This window comes from Veillonella sp. VA142, from assembly GCF_003992135.1.
In the GTDB taxonomy this organism is placed as follows: domain Bacteria; phylum Bacillota; class Negativicutes; order Veillonellales; family Veillonellaceae; genus F0422.
Window position 1 is genome coordinate 137,659 of the sequence record NZ_RQVN01000001.1, and the last position, 21,260, is coordinate 158,918.

General features: G+C 39.1%; 20 protein-coding genes. All 20 read left to right on the plus strand.

All coding sequences use genetic code 11. The features are described from left to right. Nucleotides 1–30 precede the first annotated feature (30 nt). Entirely contained in the window at nt 31–825 is a 795-nt protein-coding gene (gene mtnP / locus EO117_RS00580; protein ID WP_126938599.1) for an S-methyl-5'-thioadenosine phosphorylase, read from the plus strand. 32 nt (nt 826–857) lie between these two features. Further along, nucleotides 858–2,102: an adenosylhomocysteinase gene (locus EO117_RS00585; RefSeq protein ID WP_126938601.1), complete on the plus strand. Its 1,245-nt coding sequence runs from the start codon at nt 858–860 to the stop codon at nt 2,100–2,102. Between the two features lie 72 nt (nt 2,103–2,174). Continuing rightward, nucleotides 2,175–3,005 carry a hypothetical protein gene (locus EO117_RS00590; RefSeq protein ID WP_126938603.1) on the plus strand — a complete coding sequence of 277 codons (831 nt, stop codon included), beginning with the start codon at nt 2,175–2,177 and terminating at the stop codon, nt 3,003–3,005. 272 nt (nt 3,006–3,277) lie between these two features. Then, complete coding sequence (locus EO117_RS00595; protein ID WP_126938605.1) at nt 3,278–4,426, plus strand: ABC transporter substrate-binding protein; 1,149 nt, start codon at nt 3,278–3,280, stop codon at nt 4,424–4,426. A gap of 10 nt (nt 4,427–4,436) precedes the next feature. Next, nucleotides 4,437–5,318 (plus strand): branched-chain amino acid ABC transporter permease, encoded by an 882-nt coding sequence (locus tag EO117_RS00600; RefSeq protein ID WP_126938607.1) that lies wholly within the window; start codon nt 4,437–4,439, stop codon nt 5,316–5,318. Further along, nucleotides 5,315–6,328, plus strand: coding sequence for a branched-chain amino acid ABC transporter permease (locus EO117_RS00605; protein WP_126938609.1), 1,014 nt, complete (start codon nt 5,315–5,317; stop codon nt 6,326–6,328). Before EO117_RS00600 ends, EO117_RS00605 begins: the two co-directional genes overlap by 4 nt. Before the next feature lie 9 nt (nt 6,329–6,337). Beyond that, complete coding sequence (locus tag EO117_RS00610) at nt 6,338–7,096, plus strand: ABC transporter ATP-binding protein (protein WP_126937350.1); 759 nt, start codon at nt 6,338–6,340, stop codon at nt 7,094–7,096. Between the two features lies 1 nt (nt 7,097). After that, the gene (locus EO117_RS00615) at nt 7,098–7,808 is read left to right on the plus strand and encodes an ABC transporter ATP-binding protein (RefSeq protein WP_126938611.1); all 711 of its coding nucleotides are present in this window, start codon (nt 7,098–7,100) and stop codon (nt 7,806–7,808) included. Between the two features lie 364 nt (nt 7,809–8,172). Continuing rightward, complete coding sequence (locus tag EO117_RS00620; protein ID WP_126938613.1) at nt 8,173–9,417, plus strand: pyridoxal phosphate-dependent aminotransferase; 1,245 nt, start codon at nt 8,173–8,175, stop codon at nt 9,415–9,417. 403 nt (nt 9,418–9,820) lie between these two features. Beyond that, entirely contained in the window at nt 9,821–10,258 is a 438-nt protein-coding gene (gene mraZ / locus EO117_RS00625) for a division/cell wall cluster transcriptional repressor MraZ (RefSeq protein WP_126938615.1), read from the plus strand. A gap of 10 nt (nt 10,259–10,268) precedes the next feature. Continuing rightward, nucleotides 10,269–11,201 (plus strand): 16S rRNA (cytosine(1402)-N(4))-methyltransferase RsmH, encoded by a 933-nt coding sequence (gene rsmH, locus EO117_RS00630; protein ID WP_126938617.1) that lies wholly within the window; start codon nt 10,269–10,271, stop codon nt 11,199–11,201. 15 nt (nt 11,202–11,216) lie between these two features. Further along, on the plus strand, nt 11,217–11,624 hold the full coding sequence (locus EO117_RS00635; RefSeq protein ID WP_126938619.1) for a hypothetical protein: 408 nt from the start codon (nt 11,217–11,219) through the stop codon (nt 11,622–11,624). 48 nt (nt 11,625–11,672) lie between these two features. Further along, a complete protein-coding gene (locus EO117_RS00640; RefSeq protein WP_126938621.1) occupies nt 11,673–13,157 on the plus strand; it encodes a UDP-N-acetylmuramoyl-L-alanyl-D-glutamate--2,6-diaminopimelate ligase in 1,485 nt (494 codons plus the stop codon). Nucleotide 13,158: 1 nt separating this feature from the next. Next, nucleotides 13,159–14,523: a UDP-N-acetylmuramoyl-tripeptide--D-alanyl-D-alanine ligase gene (gene murF, locus EO117_RS00645; RefSeq protein WP_126938623.1), complete on the plus strand. Its 1,365-nt coding sequence runs from the start codon at nt 13,159–13,161 to the stop codon at nt 14,521–14,523. 17 nt (nt 14,524–14,540) lie between these two features. Next, nucleotides 14,541–15,503 (plus strand): phospho-N-acetylmuramoyl-pentapeptide-transferase, encoded by a 963-nt coding sequence (mraY, locus tag EO117_RS00650; RefSeq protein ID WP_126938625.1) that lies wholly within the window; start codon nt 14,541–14,543, stop codon nt 15,501–15,503. A 61-nt stretch (nt 15,504–15,564) separates the two neighbouring features. Further along, nucleotides 15,565–16,917, plus strand: a complete 1,353-nt coding sequence (gene murD / locus EO117_RS00655; protein WP_126938627.1) for a UDP-N-acetylmuramoyl-L-alanine--D-glutamate ligase — start codon at nt 15,565–15,567, stop codon at nt 16,915–16,917. Nucleotides 16,918–16,927: 10 nt separating this feature from the next. Beyond that, entirely contained in the window at nt 16,928–18,034 is a 1,107-nt protein-coding gene (murG, locus tag EO117_RS00660; RefSeq protein WP_126938629.1) for an undecaprenyldiphospho-muramoylpentapeptide beta-N-acetylglucosaminyltransferase, read from the plus strand. A gap of 14 nt (nt 18,035–18,048) precedes the next feature. Further along, entirely contained in the window at nt 18,049–19,422 is a 1,374-nt protein-coding gene (gene murC, locus EO117_RS00665) for a UDP-N-acetylmuramate--L-alanine ligase (RefSeq protein ID WP_126938630.1), read from the plus strand. Between the two features lies 1 nt (nt 19,423). Continuing rightward, on the plus strand, nt 19,424–20,356 hold the full coding sequence (locus tag EO117_RS00670; RefSeq protein ID WP_126938631.1) for a D-alanine--D-alanine ligase: 933 nt from the start codon (nt 19,424–19,426) through the stop codon (nt 20,354–20,356). Between the two features lie 8 nt (nt 20,357–20,364). Beyond that, a complete protein-coding gene (locus EO117_RS00675; protein WP_126938632.1) occupies nt 20,365–21,234 on the plus strand; it encodes a cell division protein FtsQ/DivIB in 870 nt (289 codons plus the stop codon). Nucleotides 21,235–21,260 lie beyond the last annotated feature (26 nt).

A 21,260-nucleotide genomic window follows, 5' to 3' on the forward strand; every position in this document is an offset into this window, starting at 1 on the left:
ATTTTTCTATCTTTCACAAGGAGGAACTATATGTCAGCTATTGCTATTATTGGTGGTACCGGTGTGTACGATCCAAATATGTTTGATACGATGACGGAATCGTCTTTGATGACGCCCTATGGTGAGATTCATTATGTATGTGGAACCTATGAGGGCAAGACGGTATACTTCTTAGCTCGTCATGGTCGTGATCATTCGATTCCACCACACAAGATTAATTATCGCGCCAACATTTGGGGCTTGAAAAAGTTAGGTGTTAAGTTCATCGTATCTACCACAGCGGTAGGTTCTTTGGATGAGAACTTTGGACCTGGTCATTTTGTGTTGACTGACCAGTTTCTAGACTTTACGAAGAACCGCGTGAATACATTCTACGAAGGTGGGGACCGTCCAGTGGCACATGTGGATGTGACGAATCCATACAGTCCTGAGTTGCGCGGTATTGTTGAAAGCGCCGCAAAATCCCTAGGTTTAACGGTTCACAATGGTGGTACGTACGTATGTACAGAAGGCCCTCGTTTTGAATCTCCTGCTGAAATTCGCATGTATGCTATGTTAGGAGGTCAAACGGTGGGTATGACGAACGTACCAGAGGTGACCTTAGCGAATGAAGCGGAAATGGCATATATGACAATTTCCATGGTCACAAACTACGCAGCGGGTATTTCTGAGTCTGCTTTGACGCATGCTGAAGTGGTGGACATGATGCAACAAATGGCAGACCAATTACAATCGCTTGTAAAAGAAGTCATCAAGGGCATCGATGTAAATGCTGATTATCCTGCTCATCATCGTATGGCTGAGTATGGTGGCTTTCAATTATAATTTATGATGAAGAATTTAAAAGGAGAATGGTAATGCAATCTTTAATTCGAGATATTTCTTTAGCGGCTGAAGGTCGTAAAAAAATTGACTGGGTAGCTAATTTCATGCCTACTTTGAACACATTAGGGGACCGTTTTGAAAAAGAGCAAACTTTCAAAGGGCAAACCATCGTTGTGTCCGTTCATTTAGAGGCGAAAACTGCGTACTTATCTACAGTGTTACAACGTGGTGGTGCTGAGGTTATCGTCACTGGTTCTAATCCACTGTCTACACAAGATGATGTAGCAGCAGGATTGGTAGATATGGGCTTAACAGTGTATGCTTGGTACAACTGTACAGACGAAGAATATACGATGTTCCTTAATAAAGCGTTAGACCATAAACCGCATATTATCATCGATGACGGTGGCGATTTGGTCAGCTTGTTACATACAACACGAACTGATGCAAAGGAACGTCTATTGGGCGGTAGTGAAGAAACCACAACAGGTGTACACCGTTTGAAAGCTTTGGCTGAAGCGGAACAATTAACATTCCCAATGATTGCTGTGAATGATTCTAACTGTAAATACTTATTCGACAATCGCTATGGTACAGGCCAATCTGTTTGGGACGGTATTATGCGGACTACAAACTTAACAGTTACTGGTAAAAATGTGGTAGTTGCTGGTTATGGCTGGTGCGGTAAAGGTGTGGCATTGCGTGCCAAAGGATTAGGTGCCCACGTATATGTTACTGAAGTAGATTCAATTAAGGCCATCGAGGCTGTATTCGATGGTTTCAAAGTTTTACCAATGGTGGAAGCGGCTAAAATCGGGGATATTTTCTGTACTGTCACAGGTTGTAAAGATGTTATCACAGAAGAACATTATGCCGTGATGAAAGACCGCGCTGTTCTTTGTAATGCAGGTCATTTCGATTGCGAAGTGAATATAAAAGATTTAGAAGCAATGGCTGTCTCTCACGAACGCGTACGTAAAAACATCGAAGCCTACCATATGCAAGATGGTCGACAATTGTATGTACTAGCAGAAGGTCGCCTTGTAAACCTAGCAGCAGGTGATGGACATCCAGCAGAAATCATGGATTTGTCCTTTGCTATGCAGGCATTAGCAGCAGAATATATTTTGCACCATGGGGCAGACATGGCAGATGATGTGCATGTATTGCCATATGAAGTAGACGCAGAAATTGCGAAATTAAAATTGCAGTCTATGGGTTATGACTTAGATACATTGACACAAGAGCAATATGATTATTTGTATACTATAAATTAAAAGTCTGCCTATATTATTAAGTAGAATTATGTAAAAAGTTTTTTATGTAAAAAATCATACGGAGAGGGCATTATGTCTTATATTTTTTTCTTTTTGATTATTATTTCAATATTAGCTTTTTTTGTATCATTAATTCTGGCAGTAATAAAGCCAAAATTGTTGATGAAAAAATTTAGTGAGAAATATAAAACTAGAAAATATGCGTTTGCGTTGACAGGTTTATTTTTTATATCTACGATAGGACTTATATTTGCCTTTAATGCTACTCTTACGCCAGAAGAGAAGGCTGCAATTCAACAACAAAGAGAGGCTCGACAAGCAGCTGAAGCAAAAACTCAGGCGGAAAAAATAGCAGCTGAGGAGCAAAAGCAAGCAGAAGAAAAAGCTTTAGAACAAAAAAAGGCAGAAGAAGAACAAAAGAGAGCAGAGGAAGAACAAAAGAAAGCAGAAGCGGAAAAACTACAAAAAACTTATGATGATCAAAAAGAGTATGAAGAATGGGTACCAAAAGAGTTAGAAAGAAGAGCACAAGATGCTGCAGGAGAAAATTTCTTGTCTATATCAGTTAATAAAAATCTTGGAAAGGATCCGGGAGCCTATATTATTTTAATTCAAACTAAAGCTTCCGATGGATTTTCTAATAATCAAGCGAGAAAAGGTACATGGCGTATGGACACCAAAATTTTTAGTGCTCTTTATTCATCAGAAATTAGCATTTCTTCTATTAAAATCGTTAACAGTGCGACACTTGTTGATAAATATGGCAATAAATCCGATGAAGCGGTTATGATGGCTACAGTTTCTCAAACATTAGCCCAAAAGATTGCATGGGAAAACTTTAATTCTGATAACTTACCAATTGTAGCAGAAGATTATTGGATTCATCCCGCTATGTTGAGATGATTATATATGGTAGTTTTCTTTATACCAAAAATATATCCGCCATATAAGAGCAAAAATAAAGAAAATATACTCTACTAGTTTACTAACTAAACTCATATATAAATTCTTATAATTATATTTGACAAACTACTCATGTTACGGTCATAATAGGAAAGCATAGATTTTCTACAGGAGTATACATTGCTCTTTATGTTAATGAAGTGAAATGAAAAAGTGAGACTTTCACGGGGAGAAAATCCAAACGAAGAGTTATTAAAAAGGAAGGGTGTAACATGAAAAAATCCATGTTCAAACGTGCACTAGCATTGGGTGCCACGGCTATTTTAGCTGCAGCGATCGCTGGTTGCGGTGGCAATAGTTCATCAACAAACAATGCAAACGAAGCAAAAGTAGCCTTATTGACAACAACGTCCGGCGCAGCAGCTGCCTATGGTGAGTCCATTAAAAATGGTGCAGAGTTGGCAGTAGCTCAAATTAATGGTGATGCTAATAATGTGAAAATCAACTTATTAGTGGAAGACACAAAAGGTGATAAAAACGAAGCCATCAATGCTATGAATAAAGTGATTTCTAAAGATAAAGTAGTGGCTGTTATTGGACCTATGTTATCTGGTGAAATGATGGCAGCTGGCCCAATTGCTAATAAAAACAAAGTAGTAGCATTGGGTACTTCCACAACAGCAGAAGGTATCACTGATATCGGAGAATACATTTTCCGTAATGCAGTACCTGAATCCTTAGCGGTGGATGCAGCCATTCGTCAAGCTCACAAAGTATTAGGTTACAAAACAGCAGCGATTATGTACTCCAACAACAATGACCAAATGGTATCTGTAAATAATACAGCGAAAAAAGCATTGGAATCTGAAGGAGTTCAAATCGTAGCCACAGAAACATTTGCTGATAAAGATACAGATTTCTCTGCACAGTTGACAAAAATTCAACAAGCAAAACCTGATATCATCATCGTTGCTTCCTTGTACCAAGAAGGTGCATTGATTATGAAAAAAATGCGTGAACTTGGCATGAACCAACCAGTAGTAGGTTCTAATGGTTTCAACAGCCCAGCATTCATTAAAAATGCAGGTGCCGCTGCCGATGGTGCTATCGTAGGTACACCTTGGTTCCCTAATAAAGATGAACAAAAAGTTCGTGATTTCCGCAAAGCTTATGTAGAAAAATATGGTCATGAACCAGACCAATTTGCAGCACAAGCATATGATGCTGTGTTCTTGTATGAAGCAGCTTTAAAAGCCGCAGGTTCTACAACAGATCGCGAAAAATTCCGTAACGCATTGAAAGGCATTACAGACTTCGTAGGGGTAACTGGTAAATTCCAATTCAACGAAAAACGTGACCCATCTATGGAAGTTCAAGTTTTACAAATTAAAAACGGTCAGTTCGACGCATTACAAAAATAGGAGTTAAACGATGTTTTTACAGCAATTAGTGAATGGCCTTACTTTAGGCAGTCTCTATGCAGTATTAGCGATCGGATTGACACTTGTGTTTGGTGTATTGAACATCATCAACATGGCTCACGGAGGCATCTTTATGATAGGTGCCTTCGTGGGTTTATTTATGGTGACAGTCTTTGAAGCTAATATTTTCGTGGCCATTCTTGTGGCTATGATTGTAGGGGCAGTTCTTGGATATTTGTTAGAATTTGTGGCACTTCGTCCACTTCGCAAAAAAAATGTATCTCATTTGGCGCCATTGATTTCTACGATTGGTGTCTCTATTTTTCTTGAAAGTATAGCCTTGCTTGTATGGGGCCCACAAACACGTTCATTCCCACCTGATTTCATTGGTGGACTTATCGATTTTGGTATGTTCAAAATCTCCATGGTTCAAATTATTGGCCTTGGCGTATCCGTAGTGTTAATGTTGATTTTAAATGTACTTATTAAAAAGACTAAAATCGGTAAAGCGATTCGTGCCGTATCCTTGAGTACAGAAACAGCTTCTTTATTGGGTATTAACCCTACGTTAGTTATTTCTGTAACAGTGATGTTGGCATCTGCCTTAGGATCTGCCGCTGGTGTATTGGTGGGCTTATCCTTCGATGCGGTAGAGCCTATGATGGGTGTTGTCATCGGTTTTAAAGGCTTAGCCGTGTTAATTCTCGGTGGACTTGGAAACATCACTGGTGCCATGGTGGGTGGATTCATTTTAGGTGTATCTGAAGTATTCTCCGTAGCTTATGGAGCATCGTCCTACCGTGATGCTGTAGCCTTCGGGTTAATCATTCTCTTATTATTCTGGAGACCACAAGGGTTATTCGGATCCAAAGATAAGGGGGGACGACCATGAGTGAAATTTTAAATCCATATTATCTACAAATTGTGATGTTCTTCATCATCAATGCCATTATGGGTATTTCTATTTTCTTCACCCTTTCTACAGGGCAGTTGACATTGGGTGCGGCAGGTTTCATGAGCGTAGGTGCCTACGTGGGTGCCTTGCTTACTTTGAAAGTTGATCTACCGATTCCGATTGCTATCTTTATTGGAGGCATTGTAGCGGCATTAGTAGCTATTGTGATTGGACTTCCAACGACACGCTTGAAAGGTTTATACTTGGCGATTGCTACGTTAGGCTTTGGCGAAGTAGTGCGTGTTATCTTCTTGAACTTAGAAGTGACACATGGGGCCTTGGGTCTTTCAGGGATTCCAGCGATTGCTCAAGAATTGACGAACTATGTTTATGAATTTGATATGGATGGTTTGTTAGACATCGATGCATTGACATGGGGTAATTTATTAACTATCGTTATTTTGTTAGTCATTTTAGCCTTAGTTATACTATTCTGTCTACGTATTCACAATAGCCGTATTGGTCGTGCATTCCAAGCTATTAAAGCAGATGACCATGCGGCAGAATTAATGGGTATTAATGTAGTGTATTACAAAATGTTAGCATTCGTCATCGGTGCTTTCATCGCAGGTATTGGCGGTGGTTTGTATGCCCATATTACAAACTTCATTAACCCTACAGATTTTAGCTACCACAAAGTAGTACAAATCTTATTATTCCCAGTATTTGGTGGTTCCAATGTAGTGTGGGGCTCTGTACTAGGTTCTTTCATTTTGACATTGTTACCAGAGGTATTGCGTTTCTTGGCAGATTATCGCGATATTATTTACGGTGCACTCTTAGTCATCTTGATGGCTGTTCGTCCTGATGGTATTTTGACAGAAGAGTTGATGGATAAAATCTACCGTAAATTAGGTGTAAAAAAGACACCGTATATTCCAGAATCACAAGTATTAACAGAACGCTTTGAAGCTTATAAAGCACAAAGCAAGTCTGGTCAAGAATAGGAGGGTACCATGCTATTACAATTAGATGATGTAAGTAAAAGCTTTGGCGGCGTGGCTGCTTTGACAGGCGTTACCTTCCAAGTCAACCAAGGTGAAGTGTTTGGTGTGATTGGACCAAATGGTGCTGGTAAAACAACGCTATTCAACTTAATTACTGGTGTATTCCCTGTCAGCACTGGTAATATTGTGTTCGATGGTATGAATGTAGTAGGTATTAAACCACATCGTACTGTGGAAATGGGGATTGCTAGAACATTCCAAAATATTCGTTTGTTCGGTAATATGACGGCATTGGAAACTGTACTAACAGGCATGCATTGTCGTACAGGCTCTGGCGTGCTATCTAGTTTCTTCCGTACAAAACGCCAACGTATTGAAGAAGAACGTTGCCGTGGCATTGCGTATGAGTTTTTAAAGCTTGTTGGTTTAGAAGAAGATGCTGAAGAAGTAGCTACATCTTTACCGTATGGTAAGCAACGTCGTTTGGAAATTGCTCGTGCATTAGCAACGCATCCACAATTGATTTTATTGGATGAACCTGCAGCAGGTATGAATGATAGCGAAACAGAAGTGCTCCGCCAATTAATCGGTAAAATCCGTGATTTAGGTATCACTGTTGTGGTCATAGAACATGATATGGCATTGATGATGAATATTTGTGATCGCTTAGCAGTGTTGAACTTCGGTAAAAAGATTGCTGAAGGAACTCCGCAAGAAATTCAAAACAATCCGGATGTTATCGAAGCCTACTTAGGAAAGGAGGAATAATATGTTAACAATTGAAAATGTAGTGGCTGGTTATGGTCATATTACAGCGTTAAAATCTATTAACTTAGAAGTTCCTCAAGGTTCCATTGTATCTTTGATTGGCGCTAATGGCGCTGGTAAATCTACAACTATGCGTTCCATCATGGGCTTGGTAAAACCAACAGAAGGTCGTATTACCTTTGAGGGTCAGGATATTACCTCTATGAAGACTCATGATATTGTGAAAGCAGGCATTTCTCTAGTTCCAGAAGGACGACAAATTTTACAGGACATGAGTGTCTATGAAAATTTAGAAATGGGTGCTTATATTCGTAAGGATAAAGATGTGGAAGCTGATATTAAGAAAGTATTCAAACGTTTCCCTATCCTTGACGAACGTAGTTACCAATTAGGTGGTACTTTATCTGGTGGACAACAACAGATGTTGGCCATCGGTCGTGCCTTGATGGCTCGTCCTAAATTGTTGTTGTTGGATGAACCATCCATGGGTTTGGCTCCATTGGTAGTAAATGAAATCTTTGAAGTTATCAAGGAAATCAGTGCCGAAGGAACGACAGTCTTGTTAGTAGAGCAAAACGTACGTCAAGCGTTAAAAATTGCGGACTATGCATATGTACTAGAAACAGGTAAAATTGTTCTTTCAGGACCAGCTGAAGAAATTCGTCACGATCCTAGAGTGATGGAAGCATACTTAGGTGGTAGAGTAGAATAATTAGCTAGATTTCTGCTGTATTTCCTTGAGGTAAAATGCAGAAACTAGTTAAACTATAGACGTATAATCTACTCCTTACTAGAAAAGTATATAAAGATAGAAGGCAGATATATAATCCAAGTTGGTTATGTATCTGCTTTTTTGTTTGCGTAGTCTGAACTGATAGTTACTGTAGATAGGAATGGAGTATACATACTATCATAAGAATGTATAAAAAGGGGATATGCTTTCAACATAAAGAAAATAGAATGGACTGAAAAACTATTGTGTATACATGAGTCACATGTCTTGTAGGAGAATCATTTTTCTTGTAAACTAGTAATATAGGTATAAAATAGATAACAAATATAGGAAGGTGTTTACTATGAGTATGGCAGCAAAACAAGCGCGTGGGAAAAAAGCAAATGATGTGATCTTTGCCACTAACTCACAAGCTCAAGAGGCAGCGAAACAATATGGAAAAGAAAACGTGTTAATTGGAACTGTGGGATCTATCCTAGATGAAAATGGTGATATCGTTTTCTTGAAAGTGGTAGAAGAGGAGTTCCGTAACTTGCCTCGTAATGAATATGTTGCGTATGCACCGATTGAAGGGTTAAAGGAGTTTGTGGAAGCATGTAAACAAGAATGCTTTGGACAATCTAGACCAGATGCCTATATTGAAGGGATAGCCACAGCCGGTGGCACGGGTGGTATTCATCATTTGGTACACAACTATACGGAACTAGGTGATAAAGTCATTACTGCTGATTGGTACTGGGGGGCTTATAAACAAATATGCCGAGATAATGGACGAGAACTTATTACCTATCCTTTATTTGATGAAAACTATGGGTTTAATTTTGAAGCTTTACAATCTTTGATGTTAGAGCTTGCTGAGAAACAAGAAAATGTGGTAGTAATTTTTAATACGCCTGGTAATAACCCAACCGGTTTTTCTTTATGCGAAAGTGATTGGGATAAGGTATTAGATTTGGCGAATCGTATTGTTAATACTGGTAAGAATAAAGTTATTATTGGTGTGGATGCAGCCTATATTGATTTCTCTGGACCTAAAGAAGATGTACGTCGATTCTTTAAAAAGTTTGAACATTTGTCAAAAGATATTTTAACAGTAGTATGCTACAGTATTTCTAAAGGATTTACTATGTACGGTCAACGTGTTGGTTGTATGTTAGGGATTACTTCTGATAAAGAAGTGGCACAAGAGTTTTTTGATATTAATCAAATGGCTTCGCGTGGTACATGGTCTAACATTAATCGACCAGCCATGCGCACAGTAGCCAATATTGTGCATGATCCTGAAAAATTGAAATGCTATGAAGAAGAGCGTAATTGTTATTCTCGTCTTGTAGAAGAACGATCAGGTATTTTAGAGTGTGAAGGAAAAGCGATTGGGTTACCAATGTTGCCATATATGGGTGGTTTTTTTGCTACGATTCCATGTGATAATCCAAAAGCTGTGGTAGAGGAATTGAAAAAAGAAAATGTATTTTTAATTCCTGTATCTGGCGGTATTCGTATAGCCGTATGTTCTATTCCTAAACGACAAATCACAGGATTGGCACAACGTATTTATGATGCGATGAAACGAGTAGGTCAATTATAAAAGAAGAGCTTACGGCAAAGATATTTGAATAGTTATTAGAATAGTGAAAAAGATAGTTGAATCTATGATTCGACTATCTTTTTTTATTACTATGTATCTATTTGGGGGAATGTTACCCAATTAAGTCTCATCTTAGGGAGATATTGGCAAAATATGGAAAAAATCTCCCACTTTTTACCACTATGGTTTTTATTGAAAAGTGTTCGATAATAAAGTTAAATATACGAACATATATATAAATATTATACTTAGTTTTCGATATTATTAGAGATAAAGATAAAATTTGTATAATTATCTATAATTTAAGTGTTTTATTTGTTGTTAAAAGTGGGGAAATGTGGTAAAATTTACCATATAGTGGTAATAAGGGCGAGAAGGTGTAGAAAAAGGAGGTGTCCTTGCTATGTTTAAAGGTGAATTTTCACATACAATAGATAGTAAAGGGCGCATGATCATTCCTGCCAAAATGCGTGAACAACTAGGAGAAACTTGCGTTGTTACACGATATTTTGATCACACCTTAGCCATTTATACACAAGAAAAATTTGAAGAATTAGCCAAAAAATTAAGTTCTCAAAGCTCGAATAAAGCCAACCAACGTGGTTTAGTACGTTTTTTTGTGGGCGGTGCGGCAGATCTTGAATTTGATAAACAAGGCCGTGTTTTGATACCGAGTAATCTTCGTGCTCACGGTGAGTTAAAAAAAGATGTAGTTGTGGTTGGTAATGGCGAACGCATCGAAATTTGGAGTAAAGATCGTTGGCAAACATATAACAATGAAATTTACGGCAATATTGAGGCGATGGCAGAAGAACTTGATTTGGATGATATTGGATTTTAAGTGAGGAACTATGGACTTTCATCATGTGAGTGTATTGCTCAATGAAACGCTTGACGGATTGGCGATTAAACCAGATGGAACCTATGTGGATTGTACATTAGGTGGTGGGGGACATTCCCATGCTATTGGTGAACGATTATCTTCAGAGGGTATGATTATCGGTTTAGATCAAGACGTAGCGGCATTAGAGGCAGCATCTCAGCGGTTGTCTGATTTGTCTTGTCAGGTGAAAGTCATACAAACTAATTTTTCTAACTTAAAAACAGCTTTGCAAGAGGCTGGTATTACCAAAGTAGATGGATTTGTTTTCGATTTAGGTGTATCTAGCCATCAGCTAGATACAGCAGATAGAGGCTTTTCCTATATGCAAGACGGTCCTTTGGACATGCGTATGAATCAAAGTGGAACTTTAACCGCAGAAACTATTGTGAATACCTATTCTGGTGAGGATTTGTATCGCATCATTTGGGAGTATGGTGAAGAGCGATGGGCCAAACGAATTGTCCAATTCATTCTTGAGGCAAGAGAAGAAGCACCCATAATGACCACCTTTCAGTTAGTGGATATTATAAAACGTGCCATTCCTGCAAAGGCTAGACAAGATGGTCCACATCCTGCAAAACGAACGTTCCAAGCACTTCGTATAGAGGTGAATCAAGAACTTCAAATTTTACATGATGCTTTTGTAGATGCTGTATCTATGTTACAAGCAGGTGGAAGAATTGCAGTGATTACATTCCATTCCTTAGAGGATAGAATTACAAAGCAAACTTTTAAAGAGTTAGCACAAGGGTGTACATGCCCACCGAACCTACCGGTATGTGTATGTCATCATGTACCCCTAGTAAAAGCGAAGAATAAGGCCATTGAGCCAACCAAAGACGAAGTAGAAGAGAATCCACGGTCCCGTAGTGCCAAGTTGAGGGTAGCTGTGAAAGTATAGTTGGGAGGAATAGTTATGTTAGTACGAAAGGCTGCGTATTGGGAACAATCAGCACCTTATGTAGAGCCTGTCAGAAGGAAGAAAGTAAAAACACAAGCGTTCATCTGGGATGTAACACCAGATATGCGCCAGTGCTTGTTAACTGTATTACTGGGGCTGGTCTTAGGGTTGACTTGCTTACTCTTAACAGGAGTAACAGAAAATGCACGTAAAGAGACAGTCAATTTGCAGGAACAAATCGTGTTAGAAAATCGTACTAATTATGAATATAACTTAGGTTTAGCAGAATTAAGATCTCCTACGCGTATTCAAAAAATAGCGCAGCAAAAACTTGGCATGGTATTACCAGATAATTTCGTTTACACTAGCAAAAACACAGTGGAAGAACGCAATGTGACGATGAAAAAGGATATTAGAGAATGATGAAGGCAGTCCTTTTGGGCTGCTTTCTCTATGATTGGAGGAATCAATATGAAACGAGTAGAAGACATTGTAAAGGTGGTATCTCCTACAAAGGTAGAAGGTCCTTTAACAGCTACTGTTAGCCATATTACGGCTGACTCTAGAACGGTACAGCAAGGTAGTTTGTTTATCTGTTTGGTAGGGGCTACGGTGGATGCTCATAATTTTGTAGATAAAGCTGTGGAGGACGGCGCGGTAGCAATTATTGCGTCTAAACCAGTAACAGTACCAGAACATGTGGCTGTACTATACGTTGAGGATACAAGACAAGCATTACAAGATGCGGTCCCTTTTTTCTACGATTATCCAGCTTCAAAAATGCGTATGATTGGTGTTACAGGAACAAATGGTAAAACTACAACGACGCATATCATTGGTCATATGTTGCGTTCTCAGGGATATACGGTGGGAATTATTGGTACAGTACATATCTTAATTGATGACCAATCCTATCCGATTCATAACACCACACCAGATGTAGCAGATTTACAACAAATTTTACAACAAATGGTGGATGCTGGTGTCACACATTGTGTTATGGAAGTTTCCTCTCATGCCCTAGCGTTAGGACGTACAGCAGGTGTAGAATATGATACGGCTGTGTTTACTAATTTAACGCAGGATCACTTAGATTTTCACAAAACATTTGATAATTATTTAGCTGCAAAATCTAAACTTTTCAAACAAGTGAGTGCTTCCTATCAAGTGAAAGAAGGTAAGGGGGCTGTTATTAATGTGGATGATGCCTATGGTCAAGCTATTGTAGATGTAACCACAGCACCTATGATTACCTATAGTGCAGAGGGCAAAGGTACAATGAATGCATCAGATTTAGTTATTACTGCTAAGTCTTCCCAATTTACTTTATCCTATGAAGGTAAACAGTATCCAATTTCTACAAAAATTGCAGGCATGTTCAACGTATATAATACCTTGGCGGCTGTAGGAGCTGCCTTGTATGAAGGGTTGACAATGGAACAAATTGTGAATGCATTGTCTACTTTTACAGCAGTACCAGGACGTTTTGAGCTAATTGAAGAGGGTCAAGATTTTGCAGTCGTTGTGGATTATGCTCATACACCAGATGGGTTAGAAAATATTTTGCAAACAGCAAAAAAGATTGTAGAAAATCGCATCTTAGTTGTTTTTGGTTGCGGTGGTGATAGAGATGCTACTAAACGTCCAATTATGGGACGTATTGCAGCACAATTTGGAGATCGTGTATTTGTCACTTCAGATAATCCGCGTACGGAAGATCCTGTACAAATTGTAAAAGATGTAGAGGTAGGCGTGAAAGAAGGCTTACATGATGATGTAACTTATGAAGTCATTGTAGATCGTCGTGAGGCTATTTATAAGGCCATCAAAGAAGCTTCTGCTGGTGATGTAGTAATCATTGCTGGTAAGGGCCATGAAGATTATCAAATTTTAAAAGTGGAAACTATCCACTTTGATGATCGTGAAGTGGCAAGAGAAGCCTTGAAGGAGAGATAATATGGCACAATTTACAGTGCAAGAAGTGTTAGAGGCAACACAAGGTTCCTATACAGGGACGAATACATGTACCTTTGCTGATGTATCAACAGACACACGTACAATTGGAAAAGATGGATTATTTGTTGCTTTAGAAGGAATGACATTTGATGGTCATGACTTCTTAACAGTTGCCAAAGAACGTGGTGCTATCGGTGCTGTGGTGAAACGTGGTAAAGCGATTGATGGCTTGGTGTGTATTGAAGTAGAAGATACATTACGAGCTTATCAACAACTGGCAACGTACCATCGTAGACGTTTTCCCATCCCTGTCATTGGGATTACTGGTTCCTCAGGGAAAACAACGACAAAAGAAATGATCAGCTCCGTATTGGGAAAAGCTTTTACAGTTTTGAAGACTGAGAAAAACTACAATAATGAAATTGGCGTACCTAAAATGCTATTACAATTGACAGAAGACCATGATGTATGTGTTCTTGAAATGGGGATGCGTGGGCTTGGACAAATTGCAGAATTAGCAGAAATTGCAGAGCCCACTATGGGTGTTATTACGAATGTAGGTACCAGTCATATTGAATTGTTAGGATCTCAAGAAAATATTGGGAAAGCGAAACAGGAGTTAATTGAAGCGTTACCATCTACAGGAACTGCTATCCTAAATCACGACGACCATTTTGTGTTACCAATGGCTAACGTAACGGATGCTAACGTGATGACCTATGGTATGAAAGAGGGGTCTCATGTACAAGGAACTCACTTGGAATATACGTCGAAAGGGATTACCTTTACTGTTCATGATACATCAGGTGATTGGAATATATTTTTACCAATGATTGGGATTCACAATGTATATGATGCCTTATCAGCGATTGCAGTGGGTACTGTTTTGGGGGTACCACAAGAAGAAATTGTAGAAGCTTTTAACGAGTTTCCTGGGATTCCTATGCGTCAAGAGATTGTAGCATTTCCAACTTTCACAGTATTAAATGATGCGTACAATGCAAATCCCAATAGTATGGCAGAGTCCATTCGAGCCATAGAGCAGTTGCAAGGGACTCGTAAAATTGCTATGCTAGGAGATATGTTAGAGTTAGGTGATCATTCTAAAACAGCTCATGAGGAGATTGGCAGGATTCTTGGAGAAGAGCACTATGATATGGTGTTCACCTTTGGCGATATGATGAAGATAACGGCCTCCGTAGCAAAGCAAGCTGGAGTTCCTTATGTTTATGTAGGGAAAAGTCATCTTGATATTGCCAATGCCTATTGTGATGTGAAACAAGAAGGCGATGTGATTCTAGTGAAAGGGTCACGAGGTCTAAAAATGGAACGTATTATAGAAGATTTTAAAGAACGACATGAATAAGTAAGGAGACATGTGACATGAATATGGACTATGCAGTAGCCTTTGGCTTAGCCCTGGTAAGTACATTAGTATTCGGTAAAATAGGGATACCTCTGTTGCAACGTTTGAAAGCACAACAGTCGATTCGTGAAGACGGGCCTCAGGCGCATTTAGCTAAAGCAGGTACACCAACCATGGGTGGGTTATTTATGATGCTAGCTTTAGTCGTTGCAGTTTGCATAGTACCGCCCTATTCTGTAACATTGTGGATGCTATTATTTCTAACATTAGGGCATGGTGCATTAGGATTTAGTGATGATTTTATTAAAGCTGTGAAACACCGTAATTTGGGATTAACGGCAAAACAAAAATTACTAGGTCAAGCGGTGTTAGCGATTATCTTTTGCTATATTTCTATCGCTTATGCAGCGTTGCCAACGACTTTATGGATTCCTCTAGTAGACATCACTGTAGATCTTGGTTATGCTTATTATGTATTAGCATTTATCATTATTTTGGGGACAACAAATGCTGTTAACTTAACAGATGGTTTAGATGGATTGGCAACTGGTATTTCTGCTATTGCAGGAGCAGCTTTTGCAGTGGTAGGATTATTAGTAGGTTCCTTAAGTGTTACCTTTTTTGGTATTATTGTAAGTGCAGTTTGCTTAGGATTCTTATACTTCAATGCGAATCCTGCGAAAGTATTTATGGGTGATACAGGATCTTTGGCATTAGGTGGTGCTTTCGCAGGAATGGCTATTGCTACGAAGACGGAACTATTGTTAATTGTGATAGGTTTTGTGTTTGTAGTAGAAGCATTATCTGTTATTTTACAGGTAGTCTCTTTTAAAACTAGAGGGGTTCGTATTTTCCGTATGAGCCCAATTCACCATCATTTTGAATTAGGTGGCTGGAGTGAGCGGAAAGTGGTATATGTATTCTGGGCCGTTTCGTTAGTGATGGCTTTGTTAGGTATAGCACTGTTAGGCATGAAATAATATAGATTACGGCTCTACTAGTAAGGGCCGTTATTCTTGCATATAGGGTTAGGTGGTTAGAATGGATTATTCAGGTTCTCATGTATTAGTATTAGGTGCTGGACTTAGTGGTATTGGTGTAGCTCATACATTGGCTAAACTTGGCGCTACTGTTACGCTTAATGATTATAAACAAATTGATTTTGACCCTGCTGAAAGTCAGCGGTTAGCAGAGAATCGTATAGAAGTAATTACAGGTCAACAAGATTTTGTGCTACTAGATACGGTGACGAGAGTAGTTGTATCTCCTGGTATTTCTTTGGAGATACCTATCATCCAAGAGGCGAAAAAACGACATATTCCTGTAGTAGGGGAAGTGGAAATTGCTTATGAAGTGTCAAAAGCTCCTATTTTAGGTGTTACAGGCACAAATGGCAAAACTACGACTACTTCTTTATTGGCAGAGGTTTTGAAAGAAGCTAAATGGGATGTCTATGTAGGCGGTAATATTGGCTACTCCCTTAGTGAACAAGCCTTGGCAGTGCCTGAAACGGGTGTGTTGGTGGCTGAACTTTCATCATATCAATTGGAAAGTATAGATAAGTTTCGTACTAAAGGAGCTATCTTGCTGAATGTGACACCAGACCATTTATTACGCCATAAAACAATGGAACGATATCAAGAAGCGAAAGAGAATATTTTCCGTAATCAAGAATTAGGGGATTGGACAGTATTAAATTTTGATTCTCCGATTGTGGCAGATATGGCAAAACGAGTAAAAGGGCATGTGTTGTGGATTAGTCAAGAACGGCCTGTCACAGATGGCGCGTATTTTGAAAATGATACATGCTATGCGGTGATGCATGGAAATGCCGTACCAGTGATTACGACAAAAGATATCCATATTCCAGGATCTCATAATATTGAAAATATTCTGAGTGTCATTGCTTTAACCTATGCTTTGGGTGTGTCAGTAGAAGATATCTATCAGGCGATTGCAAAATTCCATGGTGTAGCACATCGTTTAGAACGTATTCGTACTCTACATGGTGTTACGTATTATAACGATTCTAAGGCAACTAATACGGATTCCACCATTAAAGCCTTAGAGTCATTTACTTCACCTCTTGTGCTGATTGCAGGTGGTAAAGATAAAATGACAGACCTAGATGAAATGATGGAGTTAGTGAAAACGAATGTAAAAGAACTAATTCTTATTGGTGAAGCAGCACAGCGCTTTGCAGAAGCAGCTGTAAAAGTGGGCGTACCTCATATTCATCGTTGCGAATCTATGGAAGATGCTGTAGCTTTAAGTGCTCGTATTGCAGAAGAGGGGGATGTAGTATTATTATCTCCAGCCTGTGCAAGTTTTGACTGGTATGCACGATTTGAAGATAGAGGCGATCATTTCCGAAGATTAGTAGAACGATTGTAAGGGGTCATACATGAATATCATGATTTCAGGTGGAGGTACTGGTGGACATATTTATCCAGCCCTCACGATTTATAAAACATTAGATACAATGGTAGATGCTAACTTTCTCTATGTAGGAACTGAAAGAGGCCTTGAGTCACGGATCGTTCCTAAAGAAGGGGTTCCATTTACTACATTACCTGTGCAAGGATTGCAACGTAAATTGTCTTTAGATACTTTGGTAACAGCAGGTAAAACATTGTCCTCCTTGTGGAAAGCCAATCAATTAATCTCTGAGTTTAAGCCGGATATTGTCATTGGTACTGGAGGTTATGTATGTGGTCCTCTGCTATTAGCAGCTGCCTTGCGTGGTATTCCTACATTAATTCAAGAACAGAATGTAGTGCCAGGTATCACAAATAAAATTTTGAGCCGATTTGTCGATGTGGTGGCTGTAGGATATGAAGAAGCGACCCGTCATTTTCCAAAGGCAAAGCAGGTTGTATATACTGGAAATCCAGTGCGTCCTAGTGTAGTTGCAGCGAATCGAGAAGAGGCTAGAACATACTTTGGCTTACGTGAAAACCAAACTGCGATTTTAGTAGCTGGTGGTTCTCGTGGCGCACGCAGTATTAATACGGCTATGCAGTCTGTTCATGAACAATACAAAGGTAGAGAGGATGTTAAAATTATTCACGCTACAGGTACCGATGAATACGGTCGCGTTTGTGAAAGTTTAGGTATACAAGAAGGAGATGTTTACAGCCCAACATCATATATAGTTCCTTACTTAGACAATATGGATATGGCCATGTCTGCATCTGACATGGCTATATTCCGATCTGGAGCTATAGGGCTAGCAGAATTAGCAGTGCGTGGTATACCATCTATTTTAATCCCTTATCCGTATGCAGCCGCTGACCATCAAACTTTTAATGCAAAAGCATTCGTAGAGGCAGGTGCTTCCAAGATGATAGTAGATAAAGAATTAGATGGTACAAGACTACTACAAGCGGTCGATGCAATGCTACAGGATCAAGTTTGCCGTCAACGTATGGCTGAGGCTACATTACAATTAGGAAAGCCTCAGGCAGCTATGGAAATTGCTAAGTTGGCTATATCTATTAAGAAATCATAGGAAGGAGTATCTCTATGTTAGATACCTATCAACGCATACATTTAATCGGAATTGCTGGTTCTGGCATGCGTGCTATTGCACATGTATTAATTGAAAAAGGCTTTATTGTATCTGGTTCTGATATCCAAGAATCTGCTATTACAGAAAAATTCAGAAATGCAGGGGCTACTATTTTTATGGGCCATGATGCTGCACATGTAGAAGGGGTAGACGTGGTCATCCGCTCAACAGCAATCCACGATGATAACCCTGAAATTGTAGGAGCCAGAGAACGAAATATACCAATTTTACATCGGTCCGACGTGGTGAAAGCTGTGTTAGATGAAACGTATGGTATTGCTGTGGCTGGAGCACATGGTAAAACTACAACTACGTCTATGATTGGTCAAATTTTCATGGAAGCGAAGCAAGATCCTACTATCATCATCGGTGGAGAAGTAGATTATTTAAATGGTAGTAGTCATGTGGGGCAAGGTAAATATAGTATCGCTGAAGCTGATGAAAGTGATGGGTCTTTCTTACACTTAAATCCTAAGCGCATCGTGATTACAAATATTGAAAATGACCATATGGACCATTATCGGACGGTGGAAAACTTATTGCGAGCTTTTACAGAGTTTTCTATGAAATTACCTGAAGATGGTGTTGCTGTCGTATGTGGTGATAATCCATCGATTCGGCGGATTATGCCAGATATTAAACGTCAATGTATTACATATGGTTTAGGACCAGGCAACGATTACCGCATTGAGAACTTGCGCATTGAACAAGGGATTACTACCTTTGAAGTGGTTCATAAAGATAGTGTACTAGGTACCTTACGTTTAGCTGTACCGGGTCAACATAATGCATTAAATGCATTAGGTGCACTTGTAGTTGCCTTGGGAGAAGGAATCTCCTTTGAAGTAGTTGCTCAAGCTTTGCGTAAATTTATTGGTGCTAAACGTCGTTTTGAAACAAAAGGTCATGTAAAAGACGTTTGGGTGGTAGATGATTATGCTCATCACCCTACAGAAATTGCAGCTACTATTAAGGCGGCAAAATCTTTGGAAGATCATCGTGTAGTAATTTTATTCCAGCCGCATCGGTATAGCCGCACAAAATTATTGTTACGTGAGTTTGGAACAGCTTTCAAAGAGGCTGATCTGGTGTTCATTACAGATATTTATAGTGCTGGTGAAAAGCTTGAGGCGGGAATTGATGGTATGTCTATCCCATTGATGATTAAAGAACTGACAGGTCAAGAGATTCATTATGTGGCGGATGTGAATACATTGCCAGAAACTGTACTAGAGTTTATTCAACCTAATGATTTAGTTATCACTATGGGGGCAGGTAATATTAATCAATTTGGACCTAAACTATTAGCTTTATTGGAGGAAAAATAAAGTGAAGGATAAACGTATCATTGTCCTCATGGGAGGACCATCGAAAGAAGCCGATGTATCTAGAAGAACGGCTGCAGCTATTGCGGAAGCATTACAAAGTAAAGGATATAAAGCTACTACTTTAGAATGTAATCCTAGTACAGTAGTACAAGACTTACAAGCTTTAGGGTGTAATGTTGTATTTAATGCCATTCATGGCAAGTATGGAGAAGATGGAGCTTTACAAGGAGCTCTTGAAATGGCAGGTATTCCTTACACAGGATCTGGTGTTATGGCGCATGCAGTAGGAATGAATAAAAAAATGAGCAAGCATGTATTTTTAGGTGCGCAGATTCCTACAGCAAATTCAAAATCCTATGATAGCCAATTACAATCTGTGGATGCGATTCTAAAAGATATTCATGCTAATTTTAAAGTGCCTTTTGTTGTGAAAGCAGCTAGTCAAGGTTCTAGTATTGGTGTAGCTATTATTAAAGACGAAACAACTGTTGATGCAGAAGTGAAACAAGTCTTAGACATAGACCATGTTATTGTAGTAGAAGAATTTGTAGATGGCAGAGAATTTACTGTATCTGTATTAGATGGGAAAGCTTTGCCAGTCATTGAAATTCGACCACATTCTGGTGAATATGATTATGCCTCTAAATATACGACTGGTGCTACTGAGTATTTAGTGCCAGCACCAATCACAGAAGAGCAAGCGAATGCTATGCAACGTATTGGTGAGTCTGTATATCAACAGATGCAATGTGCTGGAGTTATCCGTGTGGATATTATGATGAACAGCGCAGATAATATGTTTGTATTGGAATACAATACAGTACCGGGAATGACAGCTACTTCTTTGGTACCTAAAGCCGCAAAAGCTGTGGGGATTGAATTTCCTGAATTGTGCGAACAAATTCTTCAATCTGCTGGACTACATAAATTTTAGGAGTACGTATGAAGGTAAATGGGTTTCAAAATAAGGAGGAACATATCATTCATCCATCTGAGGAACAGCCAATCGGTGAAAGGCCAATTCCTGCTATAGAAGAAGATAATTGGGAAGTTGTGACCATAGATACACCTGAGGGCCCAAAACGTGTACGTCGCAGACGAAAGTCAAAACCACACAAACGATCAAAGTCAGTATTCTGGAAGGTAGTCGTCGGTGCATGCGTATTGATTGGTCTTTTTACATTACCTCTACCAATAGGTCAAATTCAGGTTACAGGGAATAGTCAATTAACATCAGAAGATGTGGTGCATATAGGTGATTTAGGATATCCTGTTAATATTCTGAGAGTGAGAACTGGTGCTTTAGAAGAGCGTTTGCAAAAAGATTTACGAGTTGATACAGTTCATGTATCTTATGCATTGCCACTTACTTTGCAGGTAGATGTGAAAGAACGGAAAGCTATGGTTGTGGTTCCTTCCCAATTTGGTTTTGTTTCCTTGGATCGACATGGTATGGTCATTGCTAGTAGTGCTACTATTCCAGATACAACGGTACCTATTATTTCTGGAGTACGCTTAGGGAATGCGTTATTGGGTGACACTATCGAAGCTGAAGGAATCCGTGGGGCTATTACGTATATGGAAGCTTTCAGTGAAGATACACGAAAACAAATTGGCGAAATTAATGTAGGTGATGCTGATAAAATGATTGCCTATACAGTAGAAGGCTTGCCAATTCATATTGGTGATCGAAATAATTTAGAAGAAAAAGCCAAAATTACAACAGATATGCTAGTAGATATTTCGCAACGCCACGTATCTGCTGAGTTTATTGATGTGAATATTAAATCTCCCTTTATAAAAACTCAGTAAACATAACAAAGTATAGAAAAAATAAA